21 protein-coding genes and 1 tRNA gene are annotated in these 23,754 nt (G+C 71.0%); 13 read left to right on the top strand and 9 right to left on the bottom strand.

Going from position 1 to position 23,754, the window contains the following annotated elements:
* The first annotated feature begins 4 nt into the window (after positions 1–4).
* Positions 5–379, top strand: coding sequence for a hypothetical protein (locus tag CED_RS03290; protein ID WP_175637531.1), 375 nt, complete (start codon positions 5–7; stop codon positions 377–379).
* Between the two features lie 57 nt (positions 380–436).
* On the opposite strand, the gene CED_RS03285 is transcribed toward CED_RS03290, so the two are convergent.
* Positions 437–1,078 carry an HAD family hydrolase gene (locus tag CED_RS03285; RefSeq protein ID WP_051868644.1) on the bottom strand — a complete coding sequence of 214 codons (642 nt, stop codon included), beginning with the start codon at positions 1,076–1,078 and terminating at the stop codon, positions 437–439.
* Positions 1,079–1,212: 134 nt separating this feature from the next.
* On the opposite strand from CED_RS03285, the gene purS reads away from it, so the two are divergent.
* On the top strand, positions 1,213–1,497 hold the full coding sequence (gene purS, locus CED_RS03280) for a phosphoribosylformylglycinamidine synthase subunit PurS (RefSeq protein WP_011438783.1): 285 nt from the start codon (positions 1,213–1,215) through the stop codon (positions 1,495–1,497).
* Positions 1,498–1,717: 220 nt separating this feature from the next.
* Here the strand turns inward: purS and CED_RS03275 are convergent.
* A tRNA-Leu gene (locus CED_RS03275) sits at positions 1,718–1,800 on the bottom strand.
* Between the two features lie 159 nt (positions 1,801–1,959).
* On the opposite strand from CED_RS03275, the gene CED_RS03270 reads away from it, so the two are divergent.
* From CED_RS03270 to CED_RS03235, 8 genes are all read left to right on the top strand, one after another.
* A complete protein-coding gene (locus tag CED_RS03270) occupies positions 1,960–3,282 on the top strand; it encodes an FhaA domain-containing protein (RefSeq protein WP_035908590.1) in 1,323 nt (440 codons plus the stop codon).
* Positions 3,283–3,288: 6 nt separating this feature from the next.
* Positions 3,289–3,786 carry an FHA domain-containing protein gene (locus CED_RS03265; RefSeq protein ID WP_011438785.1) on the top strand — a complete coding sequence of 166 codons (498 nt, stop codon included), beginning with the start codon at positions 3,289–3,291 and terminating at the stop codon, positions 3,784–3,786.
* On the top strand, positions 3,783–5,192 hold the full coding sequence (locus CED_RS03260; protein WP_035908589.1) for a PP2C family serine/threonine-protein phosphatase: 1,410 nt from the start codon (positions 3,783–3,785) through the stop codon (positions 5,190–5,192). Before CED_RS03265 ends, CED_RS03260 begins: the two co-directional genes overlap by 4 nt.
* A gap of 13 nt (positions 5,193–5,205) precedes the next feature.
* A complete protein-coding gene (locus CED_RS03255; protein WP_035908672.1) occupies positions 5,206–6,702 on the top strand; it encodes an FtsW/RodA/SpoVE family cell cycle protein in 1,497 nt (498 codons plus the stop codon).
* Positions 6,699–8,141, top strand: coding sequence for a penicillin-binding protein 2 (locus CED_RS03250; RefSeq protein WP_035908588.1), 1,443 nt, complete (start codon positions 6,699–6,701; stop codon positions 8,139–8,141). The genes CED_RS03255 and CED_RS03250 overlap by 4 nt, the downstream gene beginning before the upstream one ends.
* Positions 8,138–9,766: a serine/threonine-protein kinase gene (locus tag CED_RS03245; protein ID WP_035908587.1), complete on the top strand. Its 1,629-nt coding sequence runs from the start codon at positions 8,138–8,140 to the stop codon at positions 9,764–9,766. The genes CED_RS03250 and CED_RS03245 overlap by 4 nt, the downstream gene beginning before the upstream one ends.
* On the top strand, positions 9,763–11,808 hold the full coding sequence (pknB, locus tag CED_RS03240) for a Stk1 family PASTA domain-containing Ser/Thr kinase (RefSeq protein WP_035908586.1): 2,046 nt from the start codon (positions 9,763–9,765) through the stop codon (positions 11,806–11,808). The genes CED_RS03245 and pknB overlap by 4 nt, the downstream gene beginning before the upstream one ends.
* A gap of 98 nt (positions 11,809–11,906) precedes the next feature.
* Positions 11,907–12,557 (top strand): aminodeoxychorismate/anthranilate synthase component II, encoded by a 651-nt coding sequence (locus CED_RS03235; protein ID WP_011438791.1) that lies wholly within the window; start codon positions 11,907–11,909, stop codon positions 12,555–12,557.
* On the opposite strand, the gene CED_RS03230 is transcribed toward CED_RS03235, so the two are convergent.
* On the bottom strand, positions 12,554–13,408 hold the full coding sequence (locus CED_RS03230) for a DUF881 domain-containing protein (RefSeq protein WP_369807774.1): 855 nt from the start codon (positions 13,406–13,408) through the stop codon (positions 12,554–12,556). The two genes, CED_RS03235 and CED_RS03230, sit on opposite strands and share 4 nt — an antisense overlap.
* Positions 13,409–13,746: 338 nt before the next feature.
* On the opposite strand from CED_RS03230, the gene CED_RS03225 reads away from it, so the two are divergent.
* Complete coding sequence (locus CED_RS03225; RefSeq protein ID WP_011438793.1) at positions 13,747–14,010, top strand: cell division protein CrgA; 264 nt, start codon at positions 13,747–13,749, stop codon at positions 14,008–14,010.
* 135 nt (positions 14,011–14,145) lie between these two features.
* Positions 14,146–14,574 (top strand): RidA family protein, encoded by a 429-nt coding sequence (locus CED_RS03220; protein ID WP_035908584.1) that lies wholly within the window; start codon positions 14,146–14,148, stop codon positions 14,572–14,574.
* A 36-nt stretch (positions 14,575–14,610) separates the two neighbouring features.
* On the opposite strand, the gene CED_RS03215 is transcribed toward CED_RS03220, so the two are convergent.
* The 4 genes from CED_RS03215 to CED_RS03200 form a co-directional block, all read right to left on the bottom strand.
* Complete coding sequence (locus tag CED_RS03215) at positions 14,611–14,970, bottom strand: hypothetical protein (RefSeq protein ID WP_023840019.1); 360 nt, start codon at positions 14,968–14,970, stop codon at positions 14,611–14,613.
* Between the two features lie 78 nt (positions 14,971–15,048).
* A complete protein-coding gene (locus tag CED_RS03210; RefSeq protein WP_035908671.1) occupies positions 15,049–16,956 on the bottom strand; it encodes a glycoside hydrolase family 15 protein in 1,908 nt (635 codons plus the stop codon).
* 173 nt (positions 16,957–17,129) lie between these two features.
* A complete protein-coding gene (locus CED_RS03205; RefSeq protein WP_235186869.1) occupies positions 17,130–18,209 on the bottom strand; it encodes a rhomboid family intramembrane serine protease in 1,080 nt (359 codons plus the stop codon).
* Between the two features lie 156 nt (positions 18,210–18,365).
* On the bottom strand, positions 18,366–18,893 hold the full coding sequence (locus CED_RS03200; RefSeq protein ID WP_011438798.1) for a peptidylprolyl isomerase: 528 nt from the start codon (positions 18,891–18,893) through the stop codon (positions 18,366–18,368).
* A gap of 309 nt (positions 18,894–19,202) precedes the next feature.
* Here CED_RS03200 and CED_RS03195 point away from each other — a divergent pair, with 309 nt between their 5' ends.
* Positions 19,203–19,997, top strand: coding sequence for a hypothetical protein (locus tag CED_RS03195; protein ID WP_035908583.1), 795 nt, complete (start codon positions 19,203–19,205; stop codon positions 19,995–19,997).
* Between the two features lie 106 nt (positions 19,998–20,103).
* Here the strand turns inward: CED_RS03195 and CED_RS03190 are convergent, their stop codons facing one another.
* Both CED_RS03190 and CED_RS03185 read right to left on the bottom strand, forming a co-directional pair.
* A complete protein-coding gene (locus CED_RS03190; RefSeq protein WP_035908582.1) occupies positions 20,104–21,855 on the bottom strand; it encodes an FAD-dependent oxidoreductase in 1,752 nt (583 codons plus the stop codon).
* A gap of 142 nt (positions 21,856–21,997) precedes the next feature.
* The gene (locus CED_RS03185) at positions 21,998–23,449 is read right to left on the bottom strand and encodes a hypothetical protein (RefSeq protein ID WP_035908581.1); all 1,452 of its coding nucleotides are present in this window, start codon (positions 23,447–23,449) and stop codon (positions 21,998–22,000) included.
* Positions 23,450–23,754: the final 305 nt, after the last annotated feature.

The following is a 23,754-nucleotide window of genomic DNA, read 5'->3' as shown; positions in this document are numbered from 1 at the left end:
GGTCATGGCTCCGGTCGCAACCCCGCCGCCGGTGACCTGGGCGGATCGGCTGGTCCGGATCGGGGCCGTGCTCTTCGGAACCGGTCTGGTCGCCACGGCGGCGGCGGTGATCCCCTTCTTCCTGGGCGCCGAGAATCTGCCGACCTGGCTGAACGCCGTCGCCGGCGGCGGACTGACCATCGGGTTCGCCGTGGCGCTGGTGGGGGTGCTCGCCGCCGCCCGATCCCGGATTCCCGAGGAGAGCGATCCCGATCTCTACGTGAACAACCCACATCCGCCCGACCACGGGGCCCGCAGGGAGGCCGATCGTCCCGGGGACGCCGACCACCCCGGGGACGGCACCGGTTCACGGGCAGATCCTGTCACCCGTTCCCGGTAGTTCCTTGATCTCACGGCCGGGGGTGCGGACCCCCGCCGGGCCCACCGCGTCGCGGCGTCAGCCCGGCTGTCGTCGGCGCCGGGCCTCGTCGACCAGCCAGGGCGGGAAGTCGGCCAGCCGGGGGAGGACGACGTCGGCGCCGGCGGAGAGCAGATCGGCGGCCGAGCAGGGCCCGGTGGCGACCCCGACGGCGAGAGCACCGCCGTCGCGGGCGCCGACCATGTCGCCGACGTGGTCACCGACGAAGACGTCCACGCGGTGGGCGCGCAGGGCCTCGCCCTTCGTCTGCGCGAACCGGGCTCCCTCCACCACGTCGGCGGTGATGCCGATCCGGTCCAGACTCGCGCGGGCCAGCGCCGTGCTCTTCGCGGTGACGACCACTACCCGGCCGGCTAGCCGCCGCACCGCGGCCACCGCGGCCACCGCGGCCGGCATCGGCAGCGACGCCGGCAGCGCGTGGACCGCGTAGAGCTCGCGGTAGCGGGCCGCCACGGCCGCGACCTCGGCCAGCGGGAACCAGTGGGCGAGCTCCGTCTCCAGCGGCGGGCCGAGCCGGGCGACGACCGTCTCGGCGTCCACCGCCACCCCNGNCTCGGCGGNCAGGACGGCGAAGGTCGCCCGGATGCCGTGCCGGGCATCCAACAGGGTCAGATCGAGATCGAACCCGACGACCGGGACGGATGCCCGCCAGAACGACACCAGCCGAGCTTAAGGGCCGATGTTCCCGGGAAGCCCGCATTATCCAAGATCGCCTACCGGATCTGTACGATCTGTACGCCCCGGGCGGGCGAGATCCGGCTCACTACGCCGCTCGACCGGTAGTGTCCGCGGGTGTGACCAGGGTTGTGGTGGATGTGATGCTCAAGCCGGAGATTCTCGACCCTCAGGGGCAGGCGGTGCTCGCCGCGCTGCCGCGCCTCGGCGTGAGTGGGATCGTCGGGGTCCGCCAGGGCAAGCGTTTCGAGCTGGAGCTGGAGGAGGGCACGGACCTCGACGGCGCGGTCCTGGCCCGGGTCGAGCACCTGGCCTCGACCCTGCTGGCCAATCCGGTGATCGAGGACTACGCGGTGCGCATCGAGGACGTCTCCACGCCGTCGGTGGGCAGCCCCGCCGGCTGAGCCTCTCCGCGCAGCCAGCCAACCAAGGCAGCGCCGAAGGCGCAACGCGGGGGGCTCGGGGCGGCTCGGCCCCCCGGCCAGCATGACGAAAGCCCCTGACGGCNGCCAGCCAACCAAGGCAGCGCCGAAGGCGCAACGCGGGGGGCTCGGGGCGGCTCGGCCCCCCGGCCAGCATGACGAAAGCCCCTGACGGCGCAGCACGCGCCGCCAGGGGCTTGCGTGGGCGAGGGGGGAGTTGAACCCCCACGTCCGCTAGGACACACGGACCTGAACCGTGCGCGTCTGCCATTCCGCCACTCGCCCGAGTGGGACTATCTCTTGACCAGACGACACGCTACCACGCCGGAGATGTCCTTCACGGAGGGGGGTCGGGCCCGTCGCGAACATGTCAAGCTGCCGAGCCGTGGGACGTCCGCGCCCGGGGGCATACGATCTCACAGACCGGGAGAAGGGAGGTCGAGCATGGGCGTGCTACAACGCTTCGAACGGCGCCTGGGCGGCCTCGTCGAGGGTGCGTTCGCGAAGGTGTTCAAGGGCGGAGTCGAGCCCGTCGAGATCGCCAGCGCGTTGGCCCGGGAAACCGACGATCGGCGGGCGGTCAGTTCGAACCGGGTGCTGGTGCCCAACGAGTTCGCCGTCGAGCTCGCCGGCGGCGACTTCGCCCGGCTCGCCCCCTACGACCGGGCGCTGTGCGACGAGCTCGCCGAGATGGTTCGCGAGCATGCGGCCGAGCAGCGTTACACCTTCGTCGGCCCGGTGTCCGTGCGGATGTCCGAGGCCACCGATCTCGATGTCGGCGTCTTCCGGGTCCGCAGCAGCGTGGCCGCCGCGGACCCGGGAGCGGTGACTGAACGGCGCGCACGCCCTCCCCGACCGGGCGCTCCCGGCACCCCGCACCTCGTCATTACCACGAAGGCCCCGGGAGGGCCCGCGGGCGGAGGGGAACGGGAGTATCCCTTGGACGCCGAGACGACCGTGATCGGCCGCAGCGTCGAGTGCGACATCCGCCTGAACGACACCGGTGTGTCTCGTCGCCACGGCGAGATACGCCGGCTTCCCGACGGGCAGTTCCTCTACGTCGACGCCGGGTCCACCAACGGCAGCCTGGTCAACGGTCGCGCGGCGACGCAGGTCAAGTTGGTCAACGGGGACAAGATCGAGCTCGGTACCGCGACGATCGTCTTCCGTCGCGAGGACGGGCGGGGGAATGGTCCGGCGCGCGTGGGCGCCCGTGGAACACCTCCGCCGGCCCAGGCCGGGGGCCGGGAGACCATCCCGCCGGACCGCCGTCCCACGCCCGCGCCGGACGACCCGTACCGGCGCGGCTCGTCGCCACACGCCGGCCGTGTCGACCCGTACGCCGATCGTGATCGGCGCGGTGGGCCGGGGTACCGGGACGATTCATACCAGAACCGGAGGGACCCGTACCGGGACCGGACACCGGAACGGGATCACGGCTACGACCAGCCGCGCGACCACGGTGGTCGTGACCCCTATCACCGTGCCCCCCGTGACGGGCGTGAGGGACGAGCCGACGCTCCTCGGCGAGCCGACGCTCCTCGGCGAACCGACGCTCCTCGGCGAGCCGACGCTCCTCGGCGAGCCGACCCCTACCGCGAGCCGAGCAACCTCGGCCGCCGGCCCGGCTCCGGTTCGCCGCCCGATGGGCTCGAACCCCTCGACGACGTGTACGACGCCGACACGGAGCTCCCCGGCCGCGCCGCCGCGGAGCCTCCCGGCGGGGATGGTCGACGTGGCCGGCCCAGATCGGCTCGAGGCTGGTAGCGCCCGATGGACCCCACTGAACCCAGCGAACTCGTACTGCTGGTTGTCAAGATCGGATTCCTTGCCCTCCTCTGGGGATTCGTTCTGGTCGCCGTGCGCGCCGTCCGGCTGGACATGTTCGGCCCCACCAAGCGTCAGCAGCGGCGCGAGCCGCCCCCCCTGGTCCGGCCGACGCCGCCGCGCACTCCACCCCAACCTCCACGCAAGCCACAGACACCTAGCAAACTCGTGGTGACCAAAGGCCCCTTGACCGGCACAACGATCCCGCTAGGAACGGCACCTGTCACCATCGGACGGGCACAGGACTCGACTCTGGTCCTCGAGGATGACTTCGCATCCGGGCGGCATGCGAGACTCGTGCCCCACGACGGGCAGTGGTTCGTGGAGGACCTGGGCTCGACCAATGGCACATTCCTCAACCGTACGAAGGTGACCAGTCCCATGCCGGTACCTCTCGGCGCGCCGGTCAGGATCGGGAAGACGGTCCTGGAGCTCCACCGGTGAGCCTCAGGCTTCACTTCGCCGTCCGCTCGGATGTCGGGCACGTACGGGAAGGAAACGAAGATTCAGCCTATGCCGGGCTCCGCCTGCTGGCGGTGGCCGACGGCATGGGTGGTCATGCCGCGGGGGAGGTCGCCAGCTCAACGGTGATCTCCCGCCTGGCGGATCTCGACGACGCGATCGACAGCGACGATCTCGTGACGGAGCTGAACGAGGCCGTCCGGGACGCCAATCGGCAGCTGCGCGAGATGTCGCTGGAGAACAGCGCGCTGGACGGCATGGGCACCACGGTGACCGCCGTGCTCTCCTCCGGTGACATGCTCGGGGTGCTGCACGTCGGCGATTCCCGGGCCTACCTGCTGCGCGACGGCGTCCTCAGCCAGGTCACCCACGATCACACCCTGGTGCAGGATCTCGTGGACCAGGGTCGGATCNCCCCCGAGCAGGCGAACACCCATCCGCAGCGCTCGCTGCTGATGCGGGCGCTCGACGGTCGGGAGGTCGAGCCCGATCTCTCCGTGCGCCAGGCGATCGCGGGAGACCGCTACTTGCTGTGCACCGACGGCCTGTCGGGGGTGGTGAGCGAGGAGACAATCCTCGAGACGCTGCTGCTGCCCACCCCGCAGGAGGCGGTCGACCAGCTGGTCGACCTGGCCCTCAAGGGCGGCGGCCCGGACAACATCACCGTCGTGGTCGCCGACATCGAGGAGGACCACGGCGAGGCGGAGCCCTATCCCCTCGTAGCCGGCGCGGCGGCCGAGAAGCGGGCGGTTCCCGGCGCGTCGCCGGCCCGCAGCGGGCCGAATCCCCAGTACCCCGACCACGAGTCCGCGGCGGCGAAGGCGGCCCGTATCGGTCGGCCGGGCTTCCACCGGCGGGACCGCCAGGCGCAGGCCAGCGATCGGGGCGACGACGACGGCGACGACTCCGACCCGGAAGGATCCGGGGGNCGGCGCTCCGGGCGGCGGGTCCTGTTCGTCTCCACCGTGGTGTTCGTGCTCATCGCGGCCGGTGCCGCGGCCGGGTGGACCTACGTGCGCGGGCAGTACTATGTCGGCGTCGACGACGAACACGTCGCCCTCTTCCAGGGAGTGAAGGGCATTCCGCTGTCCTCGGTGGTACTCCCCCGCCGTCAGCCACTGTCGGAGGTTGCGGAGCCCGATCAGGCGGAGCTCCGACGAGGCATCCGCGCCGGCAGCCGCGACGATGCGGAAAAGATCATCTCGCGCCTACGGACCCCGGCCACGCCCTCCGTACGCCCGAGTCCGAGTCCGACCGACCGTTCCAAGGTGCCGTCGGGCACCTCGGGCTCCTCCCTCCTGTCCACCGCCCTGTGCCAGCCGGCGACCGGTGCCGGCGTCACGGTCCCGGGATGCCCGACCACNCCCGNCCCCNCCCCCNCNCCGTGATCTCAGGCCAGCGATGNCCCGCCCGCCGATCCCCCTACCTCCGCTACGCAGGCCGAGGTCGGCGGACCTCACCGCGACCTTCGCCGGTTTCCCGCTGCCCNCCGGCACCANCCTCCCGCCGTACCGGCGCCGGGAGCTCATCCTGATGATCTTCGCCGGCGTGCTCGCGACCAGCGCGCTCGCCGCGTTGACCTTCGCCGACATCGGCCAGGTCTCGCTCGGGATCTTCTCCATCGGTCTCGGCTTCTTCNGCCTGTGGGCGCTGGCCCACCTGGCGGTACGCAGGTTCGCGCCGGCCGCCGACCCGGTGCTGCTCCCGGTCGTCGTCGCGCTCAACGGCCTGGGCCTGGTCATGATCTATCGGCTCGACCTCGCCAAGGCGGATGCCGCCGAGCGGGCGGGAACCCACATTCCGCCCGGTGCCGCGCAGACGCAGCTCGTCTGGACCCTGCTGGCGGTCATCGTCTTCATCCTGGTGCTGGCGCTGGTACGCGATCATCTCTCGCTCGCCCGGTACGCCTACACGGCCGGCCTGGTCGGTCTGGTCGGTCTGGTGCTGCCGATCGCGCCGGGCATCGGCGCGACCATCAACGGCGCGCGCCTCTGGCTGCGGATCGGGCCGTTCTCCTTCCAGCCGAGCGAAGTCTCGAAGATCATTCTTCTGATCTTCTTCGCCGGCTATCTGGTCAACAAACGCGAGGTCCTCTCGGTGGCCTCCCGCTCCTTTCTCGGGATGGGGATCCCGCGCGCCCGCGACCTCGGGCCGGTACTGGTGGCGTGGCTGGCGAGCCTGGGCATCCTGATCGTGCAGAAGGACCTCGGCTCGTCCCTGCTGTTCTTCGGAATGTTCATGGTCGTCCTCTACGTCGCCACCGAGCGGGTATCGTGGCTCTTGGTCGGCTTCGTGCTGTTTCTGTTCGGTGCCGTGATCGCGCACAGCATGTTCAGCCATGTCCAGGTCCGGGTGGACGGCTGGCTGCACGCCTTCGACGGTGACAACCCGTCGAGCACGTCGTACCAGCTCGTGCAGGGCCTCTACGGCTTCGCCGCCGGTGGCATCACCGGTACGGGGCTCGGGGAGGGGCACCCGCAGAAGGTGCCGTTCGCGAACACCGACTTCATCATGGCGAGCCTCGGTGAGGAGCTCGGTCTCACCGGCGTCATGGCCATCCTGATGATGTACGCCCTGGTCGTGCTGCGCGGGATGCGCGCGGCCCTCGGCGCGAAGGACCCGTTCGGCAAACTGCTGGCGGCCGGGCTGTCCTTCACCCTGGCGCTGCAGGTGTTCGTGCAGGTGGGCGGGGTCATGCGGCTCATCCCGCTGACCGGGCTCACGCTGCCGTTCGTCTCCTACGGCGNGNCGTCCATCGTGGCCAACGCCGCGATCATCGCGTTGCTGCTGCGGGTCAGCGACGCCGCCCGCCGCGCACCCGAACCGGTGCCGGATGCCCCCCTGTTCGACCCGGGCGCGGTTGCAGAGAGTCCCACCCAGGTGGTGAAGACGACATGAACCGCACGGTGCGCAAGGTCGCCGTCGCCTGCATGGTCCTCTTCGCCGCGCTCCTGGTGAACGCGAACTGGCTCCAGGTGGGCGAGGCGGGCAGCCTCAAGTCCCAGCCGACGAACGGGCGTCAGATCACCGAGCGCCTGGAACGACAGCGGGGCGCGATCGTCGCCGGTGACGTGGAGATCGCACGTTCGGTGCCGTCGAACGACCAGTACAAGTACCAGCGGCAGTATCCGGCCGGGCAGCTCTACTCCAACGTTACCGGCTACTACACGCTGTTCACGGCGGCCGGCCTGGAGCGGTCCGAGGACGTCTTCCTGTCCGGAGACGACGACCGACTGCTCGCAAGCCGGGTGACCGGCCTGTTCACTGGCGCGGAGCGGCGCGGCGGTTCCGTGGTCACCACGATCAACCCCGCCGTCCAGAAGGCGGCGGCGGAGGCGCTCGGCAACCGCAAGGGCGCGGTGGTCGCCATCGAGCCGTCGACCGGCGCGATCCTGGCGATGGTCACCAACCCTTCCTACGACGCGAACGCGCTGGCGGCCCATGATGAGAAGGCCGCGGCCAATGCCTATGGGCTGCTGTCGGGCAATCCAGATCAACCGCTGCTGAACCGGGCAGCCCAGCAGACCTATCCGCCCGGTTCGACCTTCAAGCTCATCACCGCCGCCGCCGCGCTGTCACAAGGCAGGACGCCGGACACTCGTGTCGCGGCACCCGATGAGCTACCGCTCCCACTGAGCACCGTGCGGCTGCCGAACTTCGGCGGCGAACGCTGCGGCGACGGCGAGACCGACACCCTCATTCACGCGCTCGCCATCTCCTGCAACACCGCGTTCGCACAGCTCGGTATCGATCTCGGTGCCGACACCCTGCGCCGGCAGGCCGAGGCCTTCGGCCTGAACGCGACCTTCCCCGACTNCCCCTTGCAGCAGGCCCGTAGCGTCTTCCCCGCCAAGCTCGACGCCGCGCAGACCGCGCAGTCGGCGATCGGCCAGTACGACGTCCGGGTCACGCCCCTACAGATGGCGGAGGTGGTCGCGGCGATCGCCAACGACGGCACGGAGATGAAGCCCTATATCGTGTCCGAACTACGCAGCCCGGACCTCAAGAGGATCAGCAAAACCGAGCCGAAGAAACTCGGTGAACCGGTGAGCAGCGAGGTGGCCGCCCAGCTCACGACCATGATGGAAAGCGTGGTGACGTCGGGGACCGGTCGGCGGGCGCAGATCGGCGGCGTCACCGTCGCCGGGAAGACGGGGACCGCCGAGCACGGCACCAGCCTGCCGCACGCCTGGTTCGTGGGGTTCGCNCCGGCGGACGCTCCGAAGATCGCGGTTGCCGTCATCGTCGAGGACGGCGGCGGCGAGCTGGGTACCGGTGGTGCCGTCGCCGCCCCCGTCGCGAAACAGGTCATACAGGCCGCATTGGACAAGCCATGAACAACTCCCCGGGCAATCCCATCTCCCCGTCGCAGCCCTTCGCCGGCGCCGCGTCGCCGAACACCGTCCTCGACAACCGGTACCGCCTGAANGGGCGGATCGCCGCCGGCGGCATGGGTGAGGTCTGGCGTGGCCTGGACCTGACCCTCGGCCGCCCCGTCGCGGTGAAACTGCTGCGCCCGGAGTACGCCAGCGACGAGTCGTTCCTGGTGCGGTTCCGCGGCGAGGCCCGCCATGCCGCCCGGCTGTCACACCCGGGCGTCGCCTCGGTCTATGACTACGGCGAGGTCGCGACCGCCGACGACTACCCGACCGCCTACCTGGTCATGGAGCTGGTGGAGGGGGAGCCCCTCTCCGCCGCGCTGCACCGGGAGAAGCGGTTGTCCCCGGAACGCACGCTGGACATCCTCGGGCAGGCGGCCGACGCGTTGCAGGCCGCGCACGCCCTCGGCGTGGTCCATCGCGACGTCAAGCCCGGCAACCTGCTGCTGCGCCCGGACGGCGNGGTGAAGGNCACCGACTTCGGGATCGCCCGCGCGGTCGACGCCGCGCCGCTCACCGCCACCGGCATCATGATGGGGACGGCCTACTACGTGTCCCCCGAGCAGGCGTCCGGGCGTCCGGTGACACCGGCGAGCGACGTCTACTCGCTCGGCGTCGTCGCGTACGAGTGCCTCGCCGGTCGCCGCCCCTTCGACGACCGCAACCCCATCGTGGTCGTGATGGCCCACCAGCAGGACACCCCGCCCCCGCTGCCGACCGACATCCCCTACCAGGTACGGGCCCTGGTGGACTCGGCGATGGCCAAGGACCCCGCGCGCAGGCCCAGTTCGGCGGGGGCATTCGCGCGTTCGGCGGCCGGGATCCGGCGCAGTCTGTGGAGCCCGGAGCCGGCGCGCTGGCCCGGCGCACCGGACGCGACCGCCCGCCATCCGGGGCNGGGCGCCGNCCTCCCGCCCGCCGGTGCCGCCGCTCGCCCGCCCCGATCCACCTCGCGCACCCGGCCACCGTCCTGGGTGGCCGCACCGCCACCGTCCGGTCACACCAGTGGACCGGGGCGCACCGGCGCTTCGCCGGACAACGCCCAGGCGGTTCCCGATGGCCCGGAAGCCATGCTCGGCGGACCCGACGTACCTGCAACGGCCCTGCACAGCCCGCCCTTCGGCGGCCCCGACACGGCGTACGGTGGCCCCGAGTCGGCGTACGGCGGCTCGGCCTACGGGACGTCGGACCGTGGCGGCCCCCGCGATCCCGGCACCGCCTACCACCCGGGTCCGCCGCCGTGGGCCCGTNCCCCCGGCGGCCCCCCAGGTCCGTCCGGCCCGGACAGCCCGGATGATCTGCGGCCGGGCTGGGAGGGGCGAGCCGCTCGACGGCACCGGCCGAAGGCGGCCTCCCGTCCCGCCCTGCCACTGCCACTTCTGATCATTCTGCTGATCCTCACCGTGGTGATCGTCGCATTCGCGACCAACAGGTTGTTCTCCGGCAGCAATTCCGCATCGAACTCCGCGACCACACCACCGAGGGTGGTCTACCCAACCGCAATCGGTGATGAAATCGTCAGCGGTAACGCCGGGTCGGCGATTTCCGGCGCGGGAGGGGCGACGGCAGGGGAGTATTCGTGACCGACGTGACGGAGATGTATGCCCCGGGGGCTGGGCCGCAGATCATCGGCGGGCGTTACGAGCTGGGCGAGGGCATCGGCTATGGCGGCATGGCGGAGGNCTTCCGCGGTCGTGACATCAGGCTCGGCCGTGAGGTCGCCGTCAAGACGCTGCGCCCGGACCTCGCCCGTGATCCCACCTTTCTCGCCCGGTTCCGCCGAGAGGCGCAGTCCTCGGCCGCGCTGAACCACCCCGCGATCGTCTCGGTGTACGACACGGGCGAGGACCTCATCAACGGGGCGCAGATCCCCTACATCGTGATGGAGTTCATCGAGGGACGGACCCTGCGCGACGCGCTGCAGACCGAGGGCCGGTTCACCGAACGCCGCGCTATGGAGATCACCTCCGACGTCTGTGCCGCCCTGGACTACAGCCACCGGATGGGGATCATCCACCGCGACATCAAGCCGGCGAACGTGATGCTCAGCCCGGACGGCTCGGTCAAGGTCATGGACTTTGGCATCGCCCGCGCCACCACCGCGACCTCCTCGACCATGACCGCGACGGCGGCGGTGATCGGCACCGCTCAGTACCTGTCCCCGGAGCAGGCCCGAGGAGCCCGCGTTGACGCCCGCAGCGACGTCTACACCACCGGGGTGCTGCTCTACGAACTGCTCACCGGGTCGCCGCCGTTCCGCGGGGACAACCCGGTGGCCGTGGCCTACCAGCACGTGCGGGAGGACCCGCTGCCGCCGTCCGCTCACGATCGCGACATCTCCCCCGAGGCCGACGCGATCGTCCTCAAGGCGATGGAGAAGGACGCCGACGACCGCTACGGCACTGCGGGTGAGATGCGCGACGATCTGGAACGGGCGCTGGCCGGACGGCGCGTGCACGCCATGATGGGAGGTGGTGGCGCGGGCGGGGCCGCCACCACCCTCGGCCCGGCCGCGCCCGGCACGGCGATCCTCAGCCGCGGTGACCGAGCGGGTTATCCCACCCGGGACCGCTACCGCGACGACGACTACCGCAACGACGACCAGACCACTTACCGCGACGTCCCCTACGACGACGGCCGGTTCGGCACCGGTCCGTTCGACCGCTACGACGTGACCGGGGCCATCGACCGGCGGGCCGTTCCCAATCAGGAGCGTTCCCAGGCGTGGAAGTACATCCTCGCGGGTCTCGGAATCGTCATCGTCTTCGTCGCCGTCGTCCTGCTCGCCACGACCTTCCTCAGCACCGGTGACAACACCGCCTCCACGAAGAAGATCCTCGTCCCGACCGGCCTCGTCGGGCAGAACGAGCAGCAGGCCCGCGCCCGGCTGCAGAGCGCCGGCTTCGGGGGGGAGGTGGTCACGAAGCTGGTCGATTCACCGGACCTGGCCGGTCGGGTCACGGCGGTCGACCCGGCCGAAGGCAAGGAGGTCGCCGCCAAGGGGGTGATCACCCTGTCGATCGGCAAGGCCGCCGACGACGTCCAGATCCCCGCCGACCTGATCGGGAAGACCCAGGCCGAGGCCGAGGCGGCCCTGCGGGCGTTGGGGCTGGTCCCGAACCCGATGGCCTACGGCAACCCGACCAGCCAGAAGGTCGGCACGGTGGACAGCACCGATCCGCAGGCGGGTTCGGCCGTCAAGCGCGGCAGCACGGTCACGCTCAACGTGGTCAGCCCGAACGTCAACGTTCCCGACGTGCGCAACCGCACGTACGACAATGCCGCCGCCGAACTCGGCCGCTACGGGCTGAGGGCGGCCCAGCAGCCCGTCGCGAACAACAACGTGGCGCCGGGGACGGTTGTGGACCAGAGCCCGTCCGGCGGCAACGTCCCTCGGGGTTCGACCATCACGCTGTCCGTCGCCCAGCAGATCCAGACCACCGCGCCGCCGACTCCAACCGAGACGCCAACCGGGCCCACCCCGACCACGGAGCCGACCAGCACTTCGCCGAGCCCGACGGGTAATCCCACCCCTGGGACACCGGCCACGACGAAGCCGGGCGGCCTGGGGGGGCTGCTGGGCGGCCGCAACGGCGGTGGCGGTTCCGGCGGTGGCGGCACCTGAGGTCGTCGCGCCGACGGAGGCGGTCGTGGCTGCTCAGGCAGTATGGGACTGCGGCCGCCCACGGCAGGGTGCCTGATGCCGCGGGAGGTCACGATCTGATGCGCATCCTGGTGATCGACAACTACGATTCGTTCGTCTTCAACCTTGTCCAGTACCTGGGCCAGCTCGAGACCGAATGCATCGTGCGCCGCAACGACGAGATGACGCCGGCCGACCTCGCCGCGCTCGGCGTCGACGGGGTCCTGCTCTCCCCGGGACCGGGTACGCCCGAGGCGGCCGGCGTGAGCATTCCCATGGTGCGAGCCTGCGCGTCGGGCGGCATGCCGCTGCTCGGGGTGTGCCTGGGCCATCAGGCGATCGCGGTCGCGTTCGGCGCTACCGTCGACCGCGCCCCGGAGTTGCTGCATGGCAAGACCTCGGTCGTCCGCCATGACCGGACCGGCGTTCTCACGGACCTGCCGTCGCCGTTCGTCGCGACCCGCTACCACTCGCTGGCCGTCGAGGAGGACACCCTTCCCGAGGAAATCGAGGTGACCGGCCGGACCGAAAGCGGCGTGGTGATGTCGCTGCGCCATCGACGCCTCCCGCTCGAGGGCGTGCAGTTCCACCCGGAGTCCGTCCTCACCCAGGGCGGCCACCTGATCCTCGCCCGTTGGCTGGACCAGTGCGGCGACGGCGGCGCGGCGCGCAGGCTCGCACCGGGGCTGTCCGCCGAGGTCGAGACCCTGCGGACGGCGGCGTTCTCCTAGCCGCGCCTGGCGATGCCGGACGGGTCGATCGGCCCGTCGTAGCCGGGTAGCCGGCTGTCGGCGGCCTCCTCGACGCGGTATCCCAGCCGGTAGGCGTCGACGTACTGCCGGTAGATCGTGACCTGCGGATTGGCCTGCAGGCTGGAGCGCAGCGCGGCGACCTCCCCGATCGCCGTGATCCGGAACGGCGGGGNGAAGANCTCGCCGTGCAGCAGAAGAGTGTTCCCGACGCAGCGGACCGCCGTCAGTGCCGTCACCCGGCGGTCCATGATGCTCATCGCCTCGGCGCCGCCGGCCCACAGCGCGTTCACGACCGCCTGGACATCCTGCTGGTGCACGATGAGATCGTCGGGCCTCGGGGCGGGCACGCCGGGGGCGTACGGGCCACCCCGGCCCTCCCGCGGGGCGTCGTCCAGCTCGACGGTCAGCGCCGGCCCGCGCACCGGGGCCAACCCCGCGGGACCGGCCAGCGACTCGACCAGGGACCGGGCGGCGGCATCGGTCCCGAGCGCGAAGCCCGGTGCCCCCGACGGGACGGCCTGCGCCGTGGTCGCGCGCCGCCGCGACTCGGCGTCCAGCCCGGCGCGGCGGTCGGCCACCCGGCCCGCCTCCTCGTCTACAACCTGCGCGACTCCCGCCCGCTCCTGGGCCGCCCAAGCGGCAGTGTCCCGCGGGCCGGCCCGATCGAACGGGCCGCCGTCCAGCACCACGACGCCGGACAGCACGCCGGCCCAGAACAGCGACNCCGCCCAGATCNCCCGCCGCGACCGGCCCCCCGGCCAGGGCCAGGGCCGTAGCCCGCCGTGCACCGTCGTCCCCAATCTCCCTCGGTGCCCCGCTGAACGGTTCACCCATGCATGCCGATGAATCGCCGGGGGCGGCACGCGACCATGCCACAACCAGCCCGGCCGGGCGATCCGTCCGCCGCGTCGGAGGTATCGCCTCCCGCGCAGGCTACGCGGCCGATGGCGCTCTCGATGCCACATGGGTCTGATCGCCCCGGCACCGGCCGCGACGTCGGCGTCGCCCGGGCCCCGACCGGAGGTGAATCCCGCCGGCCGGTACGCAACGGCGTTTCCACGGACGCCCTGTCTACGCTGGTACCCAGCGCGAGACCGCCGATGGCCGGACGAGGACGGCGACGACGGTCGCCGCTCTCGTCCACGCACGGCCATCGAGGAGTTCCGCAGTGCCCGAGTCACGACGCCGCAAGCCCAAGAAGCCAACCCCGACCACCACCGCGGGCGCGTCGGCACGCAGGCGGAAGCCGCCGTCCCCGCCCTGGTTCGGCGGTCTGATCCTCGCGTTCTTCCTGCTCGGGATCGCCTACCTGCTCGTCTACTACTTCTCCAACGGCGGCGTCCTGGGGATGGAGGGGCTGGGCGGCTGGAACATCCTTATCGGGTTTGGTTTTGTCGTCGTCGGACTGGCCGTGTCGACCCAGTGGCGATAGCCGGCCCGCACGCCAGACGCCTGATGGCCACGCCCGGCACAACCACCAGAGCTTCCAGCCGTGTTATTCATCCACAACCGTTGTCCACAAGTGTGGATACCTCCACCTTGATCACCGATTACCCAGGGAATCCTGTTGCATCCTGAACGTCAGAAGATTTCCGGCTCCTCACCCTACGAAGCCACGATCGGGTTCTCCCGGGCGCTCCGCGTGGGCGAACGCGTGTTCGTCAGTGGGACTGGGCCGGTGTGGCCGGACGACACGGTTCCACCGGACGCTGAGCTGCAGACCCGGCGGTGCTTCGAGATCATCCGCACCGCACTGCGCGAGGCGGGCACCGATCTCGGTGACGTCACCCGTACCCGGATGTTCATCACCGATCCCGCCCACGCTCCGGCCGTCGGCGCCGTCCACGGCGAGCTGTTCGCCGCGATCCGCCCAGCCGCCACGATGGTCGTCGTTGCGGGACTACTCGACGAGCGTTGGGTCGTCGAAGTGGAAGCCGAGGCGATCCTTGGGTCCGGGGCTGGGTCCGGGGCTGGGTCCGGGTCCGGGTCCGACTGACGGCCGGCCCTGACGCCGGGTCCGGATCCGGGACCGTCAGCGCGCGATGACCGCCCTGCGCAGACGCGCCACGGCGCGTTCGGCGTCGCCGGTTGTGACGATCAGGCGCCGGAACTCGCCACCCGGGCGGACCTCCACCACGACCGCGGGCCGGCCGCGGTAGACAGCGACAAACTCCTTGCCGCCCCGCGACCGCCAGGTCCCGAGGGCCATGACGCGCGGCAGTCCGGTCCCGGGCGCCCGCCATCCGTGCACTTCCGCGAACGCATCCGCCGCCAGGCGTACGTCGAGTACCTCGTCGAGCCGCACGGAGACGTCCCCACGCACCGCGCCGATCCGTTCAAGCCCGCGCAGGACGACCTCGACCCGCTTGTCCACAACCTCCAGGCTGGCCACAGCTCCCACGTTAATGCCACGACCCGCTCGGGTTCGCCTGATCGCCGTGGCCACCTGTCCCGGGACCGGCCTGCACGATCAGGTCGAGGGGGACGGCCGGGCGTAGGCCTCGGCGTCCTCGGCCCTGATCACGTACATCACCGCGTTGATCAGGGCCAGATGGGTGAACGCCTGGGGGAAGTTTCCGAGATGGCGGCCACTGACCGGATCGATCTCCTCGGCATAGAGATCCAGCGGGCTGGCGAGGCTCAGCAGCCGTTCACACAGCTGCCGGGCACGGGTCAGCTCGCCGATCTCCACCAGGGCGGAGACCAGCCAGAACGAGCAGATCAGGAAGGCGCCCTCGGTGCCGGAGACCCCGTCGTCGGTCTCCTCCGTGCGGTAGCGCAGGACCAGCCCGTCAACGGTCAGCTCGTCGGCGATCGCGAGCACGGTGGCCTTCACGCGTTCGTCGGCCGCCGGCAGGAACCCGAGCAGCGGAATCAGGAGCAGTGAGGCGTCGAGCGCCTTCGATCCGTAGTACTGGGTAAACACACCGCGATGATCCACACCCTTCTCGCACACCTCGGCGTGGATCTCCTCCGCCACGGCCCGCCAGCGCGCCGCCGTCTTGGCGTCCCCCCGCATCTGCGCCAGCCGCCGACCCCGGTCCAGGGCAACCCAGCACATCATCTTGGACACGGTGAAGTGCTGCGGCGCCCCGCGCACCTCCCACATCCCGCGGTCCGGCTCCCGCCAGTGCGTGGCCGCCGCCTCGACGAGGCGCACGAGCACCGGCCAGAGCCGTTCGGAGAGGTAGTCACGGGACTTGGTGTGCAGGTACACGGAGTCGAGAACGACACCCCAGACGTCGTGTTGACGTTGCAGTGCCGCTGCGTTGCCGATCCGTACCGGGTAGGCTCCCTCGTAGCCGGACAGGTGACCGAGGACCTCCTCGTCGATCTTCGGCTCGCCGCTCACCCGGTACATCACCTGGATGTCGTCGTCATCGTTCTCGGCGACGTCGGCGATGAACGAGAAGAAATCGTTGGCCTCGTAGTCCAGCCCGAGGGTGTACAGGCCCCACAGCGCGAAGGTGGAATCGCGGATCCAGCTGTATCGGTAGTCCCAGTTCCGTTCGCCGCGCGGGGTCTCCGGCAACGAGGTGGTCGAGGCGGCGAGCAGAGCACCGGTCGGCGCGTAGGTCAGTCCTTTCAGCGCGAGGGCGCTGCGCTGCAGATGGCGCCGCCAGGGATGGTCGGGAAACATTCCCCGCGACAGCCACTGGCGCCAGAACTCCGTTGTCCGGTCGACGGCGACGCACGCCTGCAGGTAGGTGTCCGGAAGCAGGGGCTCCTCCGGGCGCCAGGTGAGCGCGACGAACGCGGTGTCCCCCTCCCGCAGCGTGGTGCGAGCCAGTGCCCGCCGGCCGTCGAAACCGAGCCGCAGGTCGGTACGCAGCCGCAGCGTGACGTTGGTGCCCGCATGGCTGATCACGCCGGAGGAGTAATCCTCTCCCTCGTACTGCCAGGACTCGGGCTCACGGCCGTAGTCGAAGTTCGGCTCGCACACCAGGCTGAGATCCACCGAGCCGTGCTCACAGCGAGCCAGCCGGAGCAGCACGTGGTCGGCGTCCCAGTCGCTCGGCGTCCGACGGTGCGTGTTCGAACGCTTGTGGGTGCGATGCCAGCGCCCGACCACCAGGCAATCGGTGACGATGAGCCAGCCGTTCGGCGTCTGCCAGGTGGTCTCGAGAATGTTCGTCCCGGGGAGGTAGCGCCGGCCGGCCGGGATCTGCGTACGCTCGGGACCGAAACGGAAGCCCCCGGCCGACCGGTCCAGCACCGACCCGAAGACACTCGGGGCATCGGGCCGGGGCACACACATCCACTCGACGTTGCCGCTGGGGGCAACGAGACAGGACGTCNCACAGTCGGACAGGAATCCGTACTCGGCGATCGGCGGGAAGGGACTGCCCCCNCTGCGCCGCACCGGTGAATGTGCCATCTGATCCCCCTGCCCGCGCCGTGCCACGGCATCCATCACGCTATCGCCACCACACGTAGATCGCTACTATGAGTATTGACAAGAAAGCGAATGGTAGCCGCTACTCGGCGGCGTGCAAGCGTCGCGGCCGTCCTCACCCCCGCGACCAGGGCTGTCGGGCTACAACTGCCGGGCTACACCAGTGTCGACGACTTGATGATCGCGGCGGCGAACAGCAACGCGAGCACGGCGGCGACCCCGCCCGCCTGGAGCAGCACCCGGCGGGGCGGGACGTAGGCGTAGATCAGACCGATGATGGCACCGACAGCCAGCCCACCGAGATGCCCCCATTTGTCGATGTTGCTGAACGAGAAGGTGATGGCGAGGTTGATCCCGAGCACGATGAGGATCTGCCGGGAGTCCACCCGCAGGCGGCGGGCGATGATGTAGTAGGCGGCAAAGAACGCGAAGATCGCGGTGGACGCGCCGACCGACACGGTGAACCCGTCACCGAGCACGTAACTCAGGGTGTTCCCACCGAGCGCCCCCGCCACGAACAGCGCGAGGTACCGAGCCCGCCCGAGGATCGCCTCGAGCTGAAACCCGAGCAGATACAGCGCGTACATATTGAACAGGATGTGGAGCACGCCGGCGTGCAGGAAGGCCGCGGTCAGCAGCCGATAGTACTGGTCGTCCGCCGCGATCCGGATTCCGATCATGGCGAAGTCGCCGGTGAAGCGGTTGAAGGTGCCGCGGCCGGTCAGCCCGGGCGCGCCCTGCAGGATGTAGGCGGCGACGCACAGGCCGATGAGGATCTGGGTGACCAGCCCCTGCCGGGCGACCTGAGCCGGGCCGCCGAGTGTGGTCCGCGTTCGGCGCTGCGGCGTGGAGCGGTCGCCCTCCTCCGGGCAGTGGAAGCCGACCGCCGCCGGGCGCATGCAGTCGGGGCAGATCGGCCGGCCGCAGCGCTGGCAGGAGACGTAGGTCTCCCGGTCCGGATGACGGTAGCAGTGCGGGATCATCGCGGCGCCGGGTGGCTGCGGCCGGCCGGCGGGAGGACCACCCGCGGGAAAACCGCCCGCGGGAAGACCGCCGGTGGGCGGCGGGGGACCGCCGGAACCGGAAGGTGGAGTCCACCCCGACCAGCCGGGCGCCGGGCCGACCGTGGGTCGCCACCCCGGCTCGGCCACCGGGTGCCCCGATCCGGCCGGGCGCTGCTCCGGGCCGCCCGGCTGGTCATCCGTGGGCGGTTCGACGGGCGGGTTCGCCGTCACCGCGCCGCCCCGGAGGCCAGCGTCGCCGCCGGAGGGGTACGGCTGACGTGAACACGTCCGGCCGCCCGTACGCACGCGGCGGCCGACGACCGCGCACGCCGCGCGGCTGGAGCTCTCATGCGCCGTACTCCCGGGTTCGAGGCGGTGACCGGCCGGTCAGGCGGACCGGCGGTCGATCACGATCTCCTGGATGACGATGTCGGACTTCGGCCGGTCCTGCGCCCCGGTCGGCGCCTTGGCGATCGCATCCACCACGTCGGTTCCCCGCGTGACCTCACCGAAGATGGTGTGCTTGCGGTTGAGCCAGTCGGTGGGCGCGACCGTGACGAAGAACTGCGAGCCGTTGGTCCCCGGTCCGGCGTTCGCCATCGCGAGCAGGTACGGCCGGTTGAAGGTCAGGTCCGGATGGAACTCGTCGGCGAACCGGTAGCCCGGACCACCTCGACCGGAGCCCAGCGGGTCACCGCCCTGGATCATGAAGTTCGGAATGACCCGATGAAAGATCGTTCCGCTGTACAGCGGCGTGCCGGTCTTCTTGGCACCGGTCTCCGGGTCCGTCCACTCCTGCGTGCCGGTCGCGAGGCCGACGAAGTTCCGCACCGTCTTGGGAGCGTGGTCGGGGAACAAGCGGATCTCGATGTCCCCCTGAGTCGTCCGCAGCGTCGCGTACAGCTCCTCGGCCATGAGCCTCTCTTCTCTTCAGATCGATCTCTGCGGGTGTCTGGTCAGCCGGCGTCCGGATGGGTCTCGATCGTATGCGCCGGGCGCCGCGGGGGAATTCCATCACCGAGGTTCGCACCGGGTACACCTTCCCAAGGGCACAGCCCAGACATGTCACCCAAGTATTAGTGACACGCTACGGAGGGTTAACGCGTTGGAGAAGCCCGCCGACGGGGTACGGCACACTTCACAGATCTTGACCACACCGATACCTGGGCACACCACCAGTTCGATGGTCGGACGCCTCGACCATCGGCTCAACGAGAGGGCACCATGAGTACGATATTGAAGGACAGACTGTCACATGTCGCCGACACGGTGCCGGTTAGCGGGCTGTCCGACACCGCGAAGAGCGCCGCCGACCGCGCCGGCACGGTCGCTCACAAGGCGGCGAGCAAGGCCGGGGGTACGGCCGGCTCGGCCGCGTCGGCCACCAGGGATGTGGGCGCCAGCGTGGCGCACCGGATCTCCGACGCCTCCAGCACGGCCACCAAGACCGGTGCGTCGGCCCAGAAGGCGGCCGGGAAGGCCGCGGGCCGGGCCGTCGGCAAAGCCACCGCCGTGTCCGGTCGGACCGCCAGGCGGATCGAGAAGGCCCGGGCGCATGCCGAGCTCGCCGCCGAACGCGCCCGGGCCGCCGCCGAACTGCGGGCGGAGAAGCATCGCTCCCGGCGCGCGGTGCAGCGCGAGGCCAAGGCGCGCCTGCAGGCCGACAAAGCCCAGGAGATCCTGGAAAAGCGGCTGGCGAAGGCCGAGTCCAAGCTCGCGAGGGTGCACCGCCGTCGGCGGCGGGAGTTCCTCACGCTCGCCCTCGTCGGCGCGGGTGCGGCGGGGACCGCCGCGGTGCGGCGGTACCTGGCCCAGGCGGAGGAAAGCCCGGCCACCACCGCCGAACCCGTGCCGCTTGACACCACCGCCACCGCATCCCCCGCCGGCACCACCGTATCCCCCGCCGGCACTGATACCCGGGGCGCCTTCGACGAAGGCCTGTCCGCCTCGGCGACCCCTGACTTCGAGGAGTTGCCCGGCGTCGACCCGTCGCGCGGTGCGCCCAGCCGGCGGCGCTGAGATCACGTGCCGGCGATCGACGTGCCGGCGATCGACGTGCCGGGCAAAGCGTGGCTGCCGGACGCACCCGCATCCCGGCAGCTCGTGGCCAGCATCCGGCAACCGGTCACCTCGTCCCCGCGACCGGTCCGACCGGGCCGACCGGGCCGACCACGCGGTAGGTCCCGGGAGCGCCGGCTGGGACGGCGGGGTGCGCCGGTGCTCTCGGCGCAACCGGCCGGTAGGCCGCCCCGAGAGGTGGGCGCGGGTCGGGTTCCCCCTTGTTCGGCCAGAAGGACATCGCCCGTTCGGCCTGCGCAGTGATGGTCAACGACGGGTTCGCGCCGAGGTTCGCCGAGACCGCGGCGCCGTCGACGACGTGCAGCCCCTCGTATCCGAAGACCCGGTGGTAGGGATCGATCACNCCGGTGGTGGGATCCGTGCCGATGGGGGCCCCGCCGAGGATGTGCGCGGTCAGCGGGATGTTGGCGATCTCGCCGATCGACCCGCCGGGGTAGCCGCCCATCCTGGCCGCGATCCGGCGGGCGGCATCGTTGCCCTCCGGGATCCAGGAGGGGTTCGGCTCACCGTGTCCCTGCCGACTCGTCAGCCAGCCGAGACCGAACGGCCCACGGCGCAGGGAGACGATCAACGAGTTGTCCCACGACTGCATGACCAGCGCAATGATGGTCCGCTNGGACCATCGCCAGGGCAGTGACGACGCCAGCGCCTGATGTGGGTGGAGCACGACCTGACGCAGGTATTTCAGCCAGCGCGGCACCCGCCCGCCGCCGTCGGTCATCGACGCGCTGATCAGTGCCATCAGGTTGCTCCCCCGGCCGTAGCGCACGGGTTCGATGTGGGTGTGCTCGTCGGGGTGGAAGGACGAGGTGATCGCGACTCCCCGGGCGATCCGCTGATCGGGGCGCAGCCTGGATGCGCCCAGGATCGCCTCGGAGTTCGTCCGGGTGAGATGACCGAGCCGGTCGGACAACGCCGGCAGGTCACCGCTCTGTTTCATCGCCAGCAGCAGCCGCTGGGTGCCCAGGGTGCCGGCGGCGAACACGACCTGCNCCGCGGTGAGGGTACGTCGCCGACGCCGGACGAGNCCCCCCGTCCGGACCATGTCGAGCTCATACCCGCCGGTCGAGCGTGGCCGGACAGCCGTGACCGTGGTGTCCGGGACTACCCGCACACCGGCCCGCTCGGCCAGGTACAGGTAGTTACAGTCGAGGGTGTTCTTGGCCCCTCGACGGCAGCCGCTCATGCACTCCCCGCACTCTACGCATCCCGTCCGAGCCGGGCCGGCGCCGCCGAAGTACGGGTCAGGGACACGCACGCCGGGTTCCCGGCTGCCGTCGCGGCCGAAGAAGACACCGACCGGCGCCGCCGCGAAGGTGGACCCGACCCGCATCTCCTCGGCGACCGTGCGGAACACCTCGTCGGAGTACGTCGTCGTCGGGTTGGGATTCNCCCCGAGCATGCGTTCGGCCTGGTCGAAGAACGGCTCCAGCTCACGGCGCCAGTCGGTGATGTCCCGCCACTGCGGGTCGGTATAGAAGGCGTCGAGCGGGCGGTACAGCGTGTTCGCGTAGACGACCGAGCCGCCACCGACCGCCGTTCCGGACAGCACCACGACCCGACCCAACCAGGTGATCTTCTGGATACCGTGGCAGCCCAACCGCGGCATCCACAGATACCGGCGAACGTGCCAGCTGTTCTTCGGCAGCGTGTCCGGGGTGAACCGGCGACCGGCCTCCAGCACGAGGACACGATGGCCCTTCTCCGCGAGCCGTAGCGCGCTGACGCTGCCGCCGAACCCGCTCCCGATCACGATCACGTCGGCGTCATAGCCGCCGTCCGACCCGGAATCAGCCACGGGTGTCGTCCACCGAAGTCACCATGACTTCCCATGATGGGCTGTCGCTGGGACTATGCAACACCATCCGCCACTGACCGTCACCATCCGCGGCCCGCCGCCGCTCGCCGCGGCGAGCGACCCGGACCACAGGTCGACCGGCTCAGGCCGCGCCGTCAGCCGCCGACTGGCTCGCCATCTGGGCATGCGCACGTCCCGCGCGAGCGGCCTCCTCGATAGCCTCCAGCGGTGGCCGCGGGATCGACACGNGCGGCGCCTCGGATTCCGGGCGGGCGGCTCGGGACCCGTAGGCCTCCCATCCTGGGCGTCCGGGCGCGGGTCCCTTCTCCTTCGCGGTGCGGGTGTAGCGCCCGCGCCCCTGGTTCGGGACGGTGGAACCCGGCGTCGGTCCGGTCCTGATCCCCCGGTTCTCCAGGCAGGCGCGGCAGTTGCAGTCGGCGGACGCCCTGGGCAGGCGATCGAGTCGCCAGGACAGATTGTCGATCTCGTCGCCATCCCCGACCAGGACACCGGTCGTGATGATGTGCACTAGATGCAGGGCCAGTTCAACCGGTTCCCAGCTGTCCTCCTCCAGGATCACCCGCAGTTTCTGGTAGATAGCCAGGTAGTCGGACGTCGGGCGCCGCATCGCGTTCGCGAGGACCGTGATCACCTGGCTGGCGGCCAGGGTCATCGGCTCGGGCGGCGGAGGGGGCAACGGGACTGTCGGGGCGCCCCGCTCCGGTTCGGGAGTCGACGCGTCCGCTGCCCCAGCGGTCTCGTCCGTCAGGACGTGTGGCTCGTCCGTCACGGCCCCGCGGGTGGCGGGATCGACGGTGCCCACGGCCGGAGCCGGTTGGGGGTCGCCGTCCGCTCGGGCGTCACCCGGCTCCGGCTGGTCTGAACGGGCGCTGTCCGGATCATCCGAACGGGCGGTGTCCGGATCATCCGAACCGGCGCTGTCCGGGCGGTCGGCGCCCCTCGAGGGGGCGAGGTTGACCGCCGGGCTGGCGGCACCAGGCGAGCCATCGCCCGCCACGGACGCCATCGCCCGGGGACGACGGCCGACCGCAGACGCCGTCCGCAGGCCGATCCGGCCACGGCGACCGCCGCGGCGCCGACGAGCGGGCGCGGCCGAGGCGGCGGTTGCCGAGCCGGCCTCCGCGGACGCCGGAGCCGCGGACGCCGGAGCCGCCGGCGAGGATGCGACGTCGGCCTCGACCAGGCGGACCTCGCCTGCCCGTACGGCGGCCTCGGGGATGCTCAGGGCTAACCGCGTCGTCCTGCCAGCCGCGGGCCGGGCCACCGTCGCCAACCAGCCCTGGTTGCGCAGCCTGGTGATCTGGCGCTGCACGTGGGTCCGGCTGTAACCGGTCTCCGCGACCAGGGTGACCAGGCCGGGGGCGCTCACCGCGGCACCGGCGGGCGCCGCCNGCGGNACCTCGGCGACGTGGCTCGCCNGCGTCAACGCGACCAGCTTCGCCGCCGACGGCAGGGCCGCCCGCAGCACCGCCCGCTGCCATCCCCCGCGATCGGACACCAGCGTGCCCGGCTCCTGCGCACGGACCAGAACCAGAGCACCGGGGAGGGCAAGCTGGGTCACGGCCGACGCCACGTGCCTCCCTTCCTCGGCGGGGTCACTCGAAGCTGACGGACTGCGCCCGCCCGAGCGGACCGGGGCGGGNTGCCCGGGGATCATGCCGACCTGAACGGGTTCGGTGGGTCGGGGACCGGTCAACGTCTGTCCAGGCACGGTACTCCGTGCCTGGAGGGGAGGCTCCTGGGGAGGGCCACCACATTCACATGAAGAGGACATGACTTCATCACCCTCGTTGGGGACTCGTGGTGCGACAGACGCATCAAACATCGCGCGACTGACGCAAAGCAAAAGATGGGGCCGGCGGCCACGAAAAGGCCACA

This window comes from Frankia sp. CeD, assembly GCF_000732115.1.
GTDB lineage: Bacteria > Actinomycetota > Actinomycetes > Frankiales > Frankiaceae > Frankia > Frankia casuarinae.
Note: the sequence above shows the minus strand (reverse complement) of the source record. Positions and strands in the feature narration are given on the sequence as shown.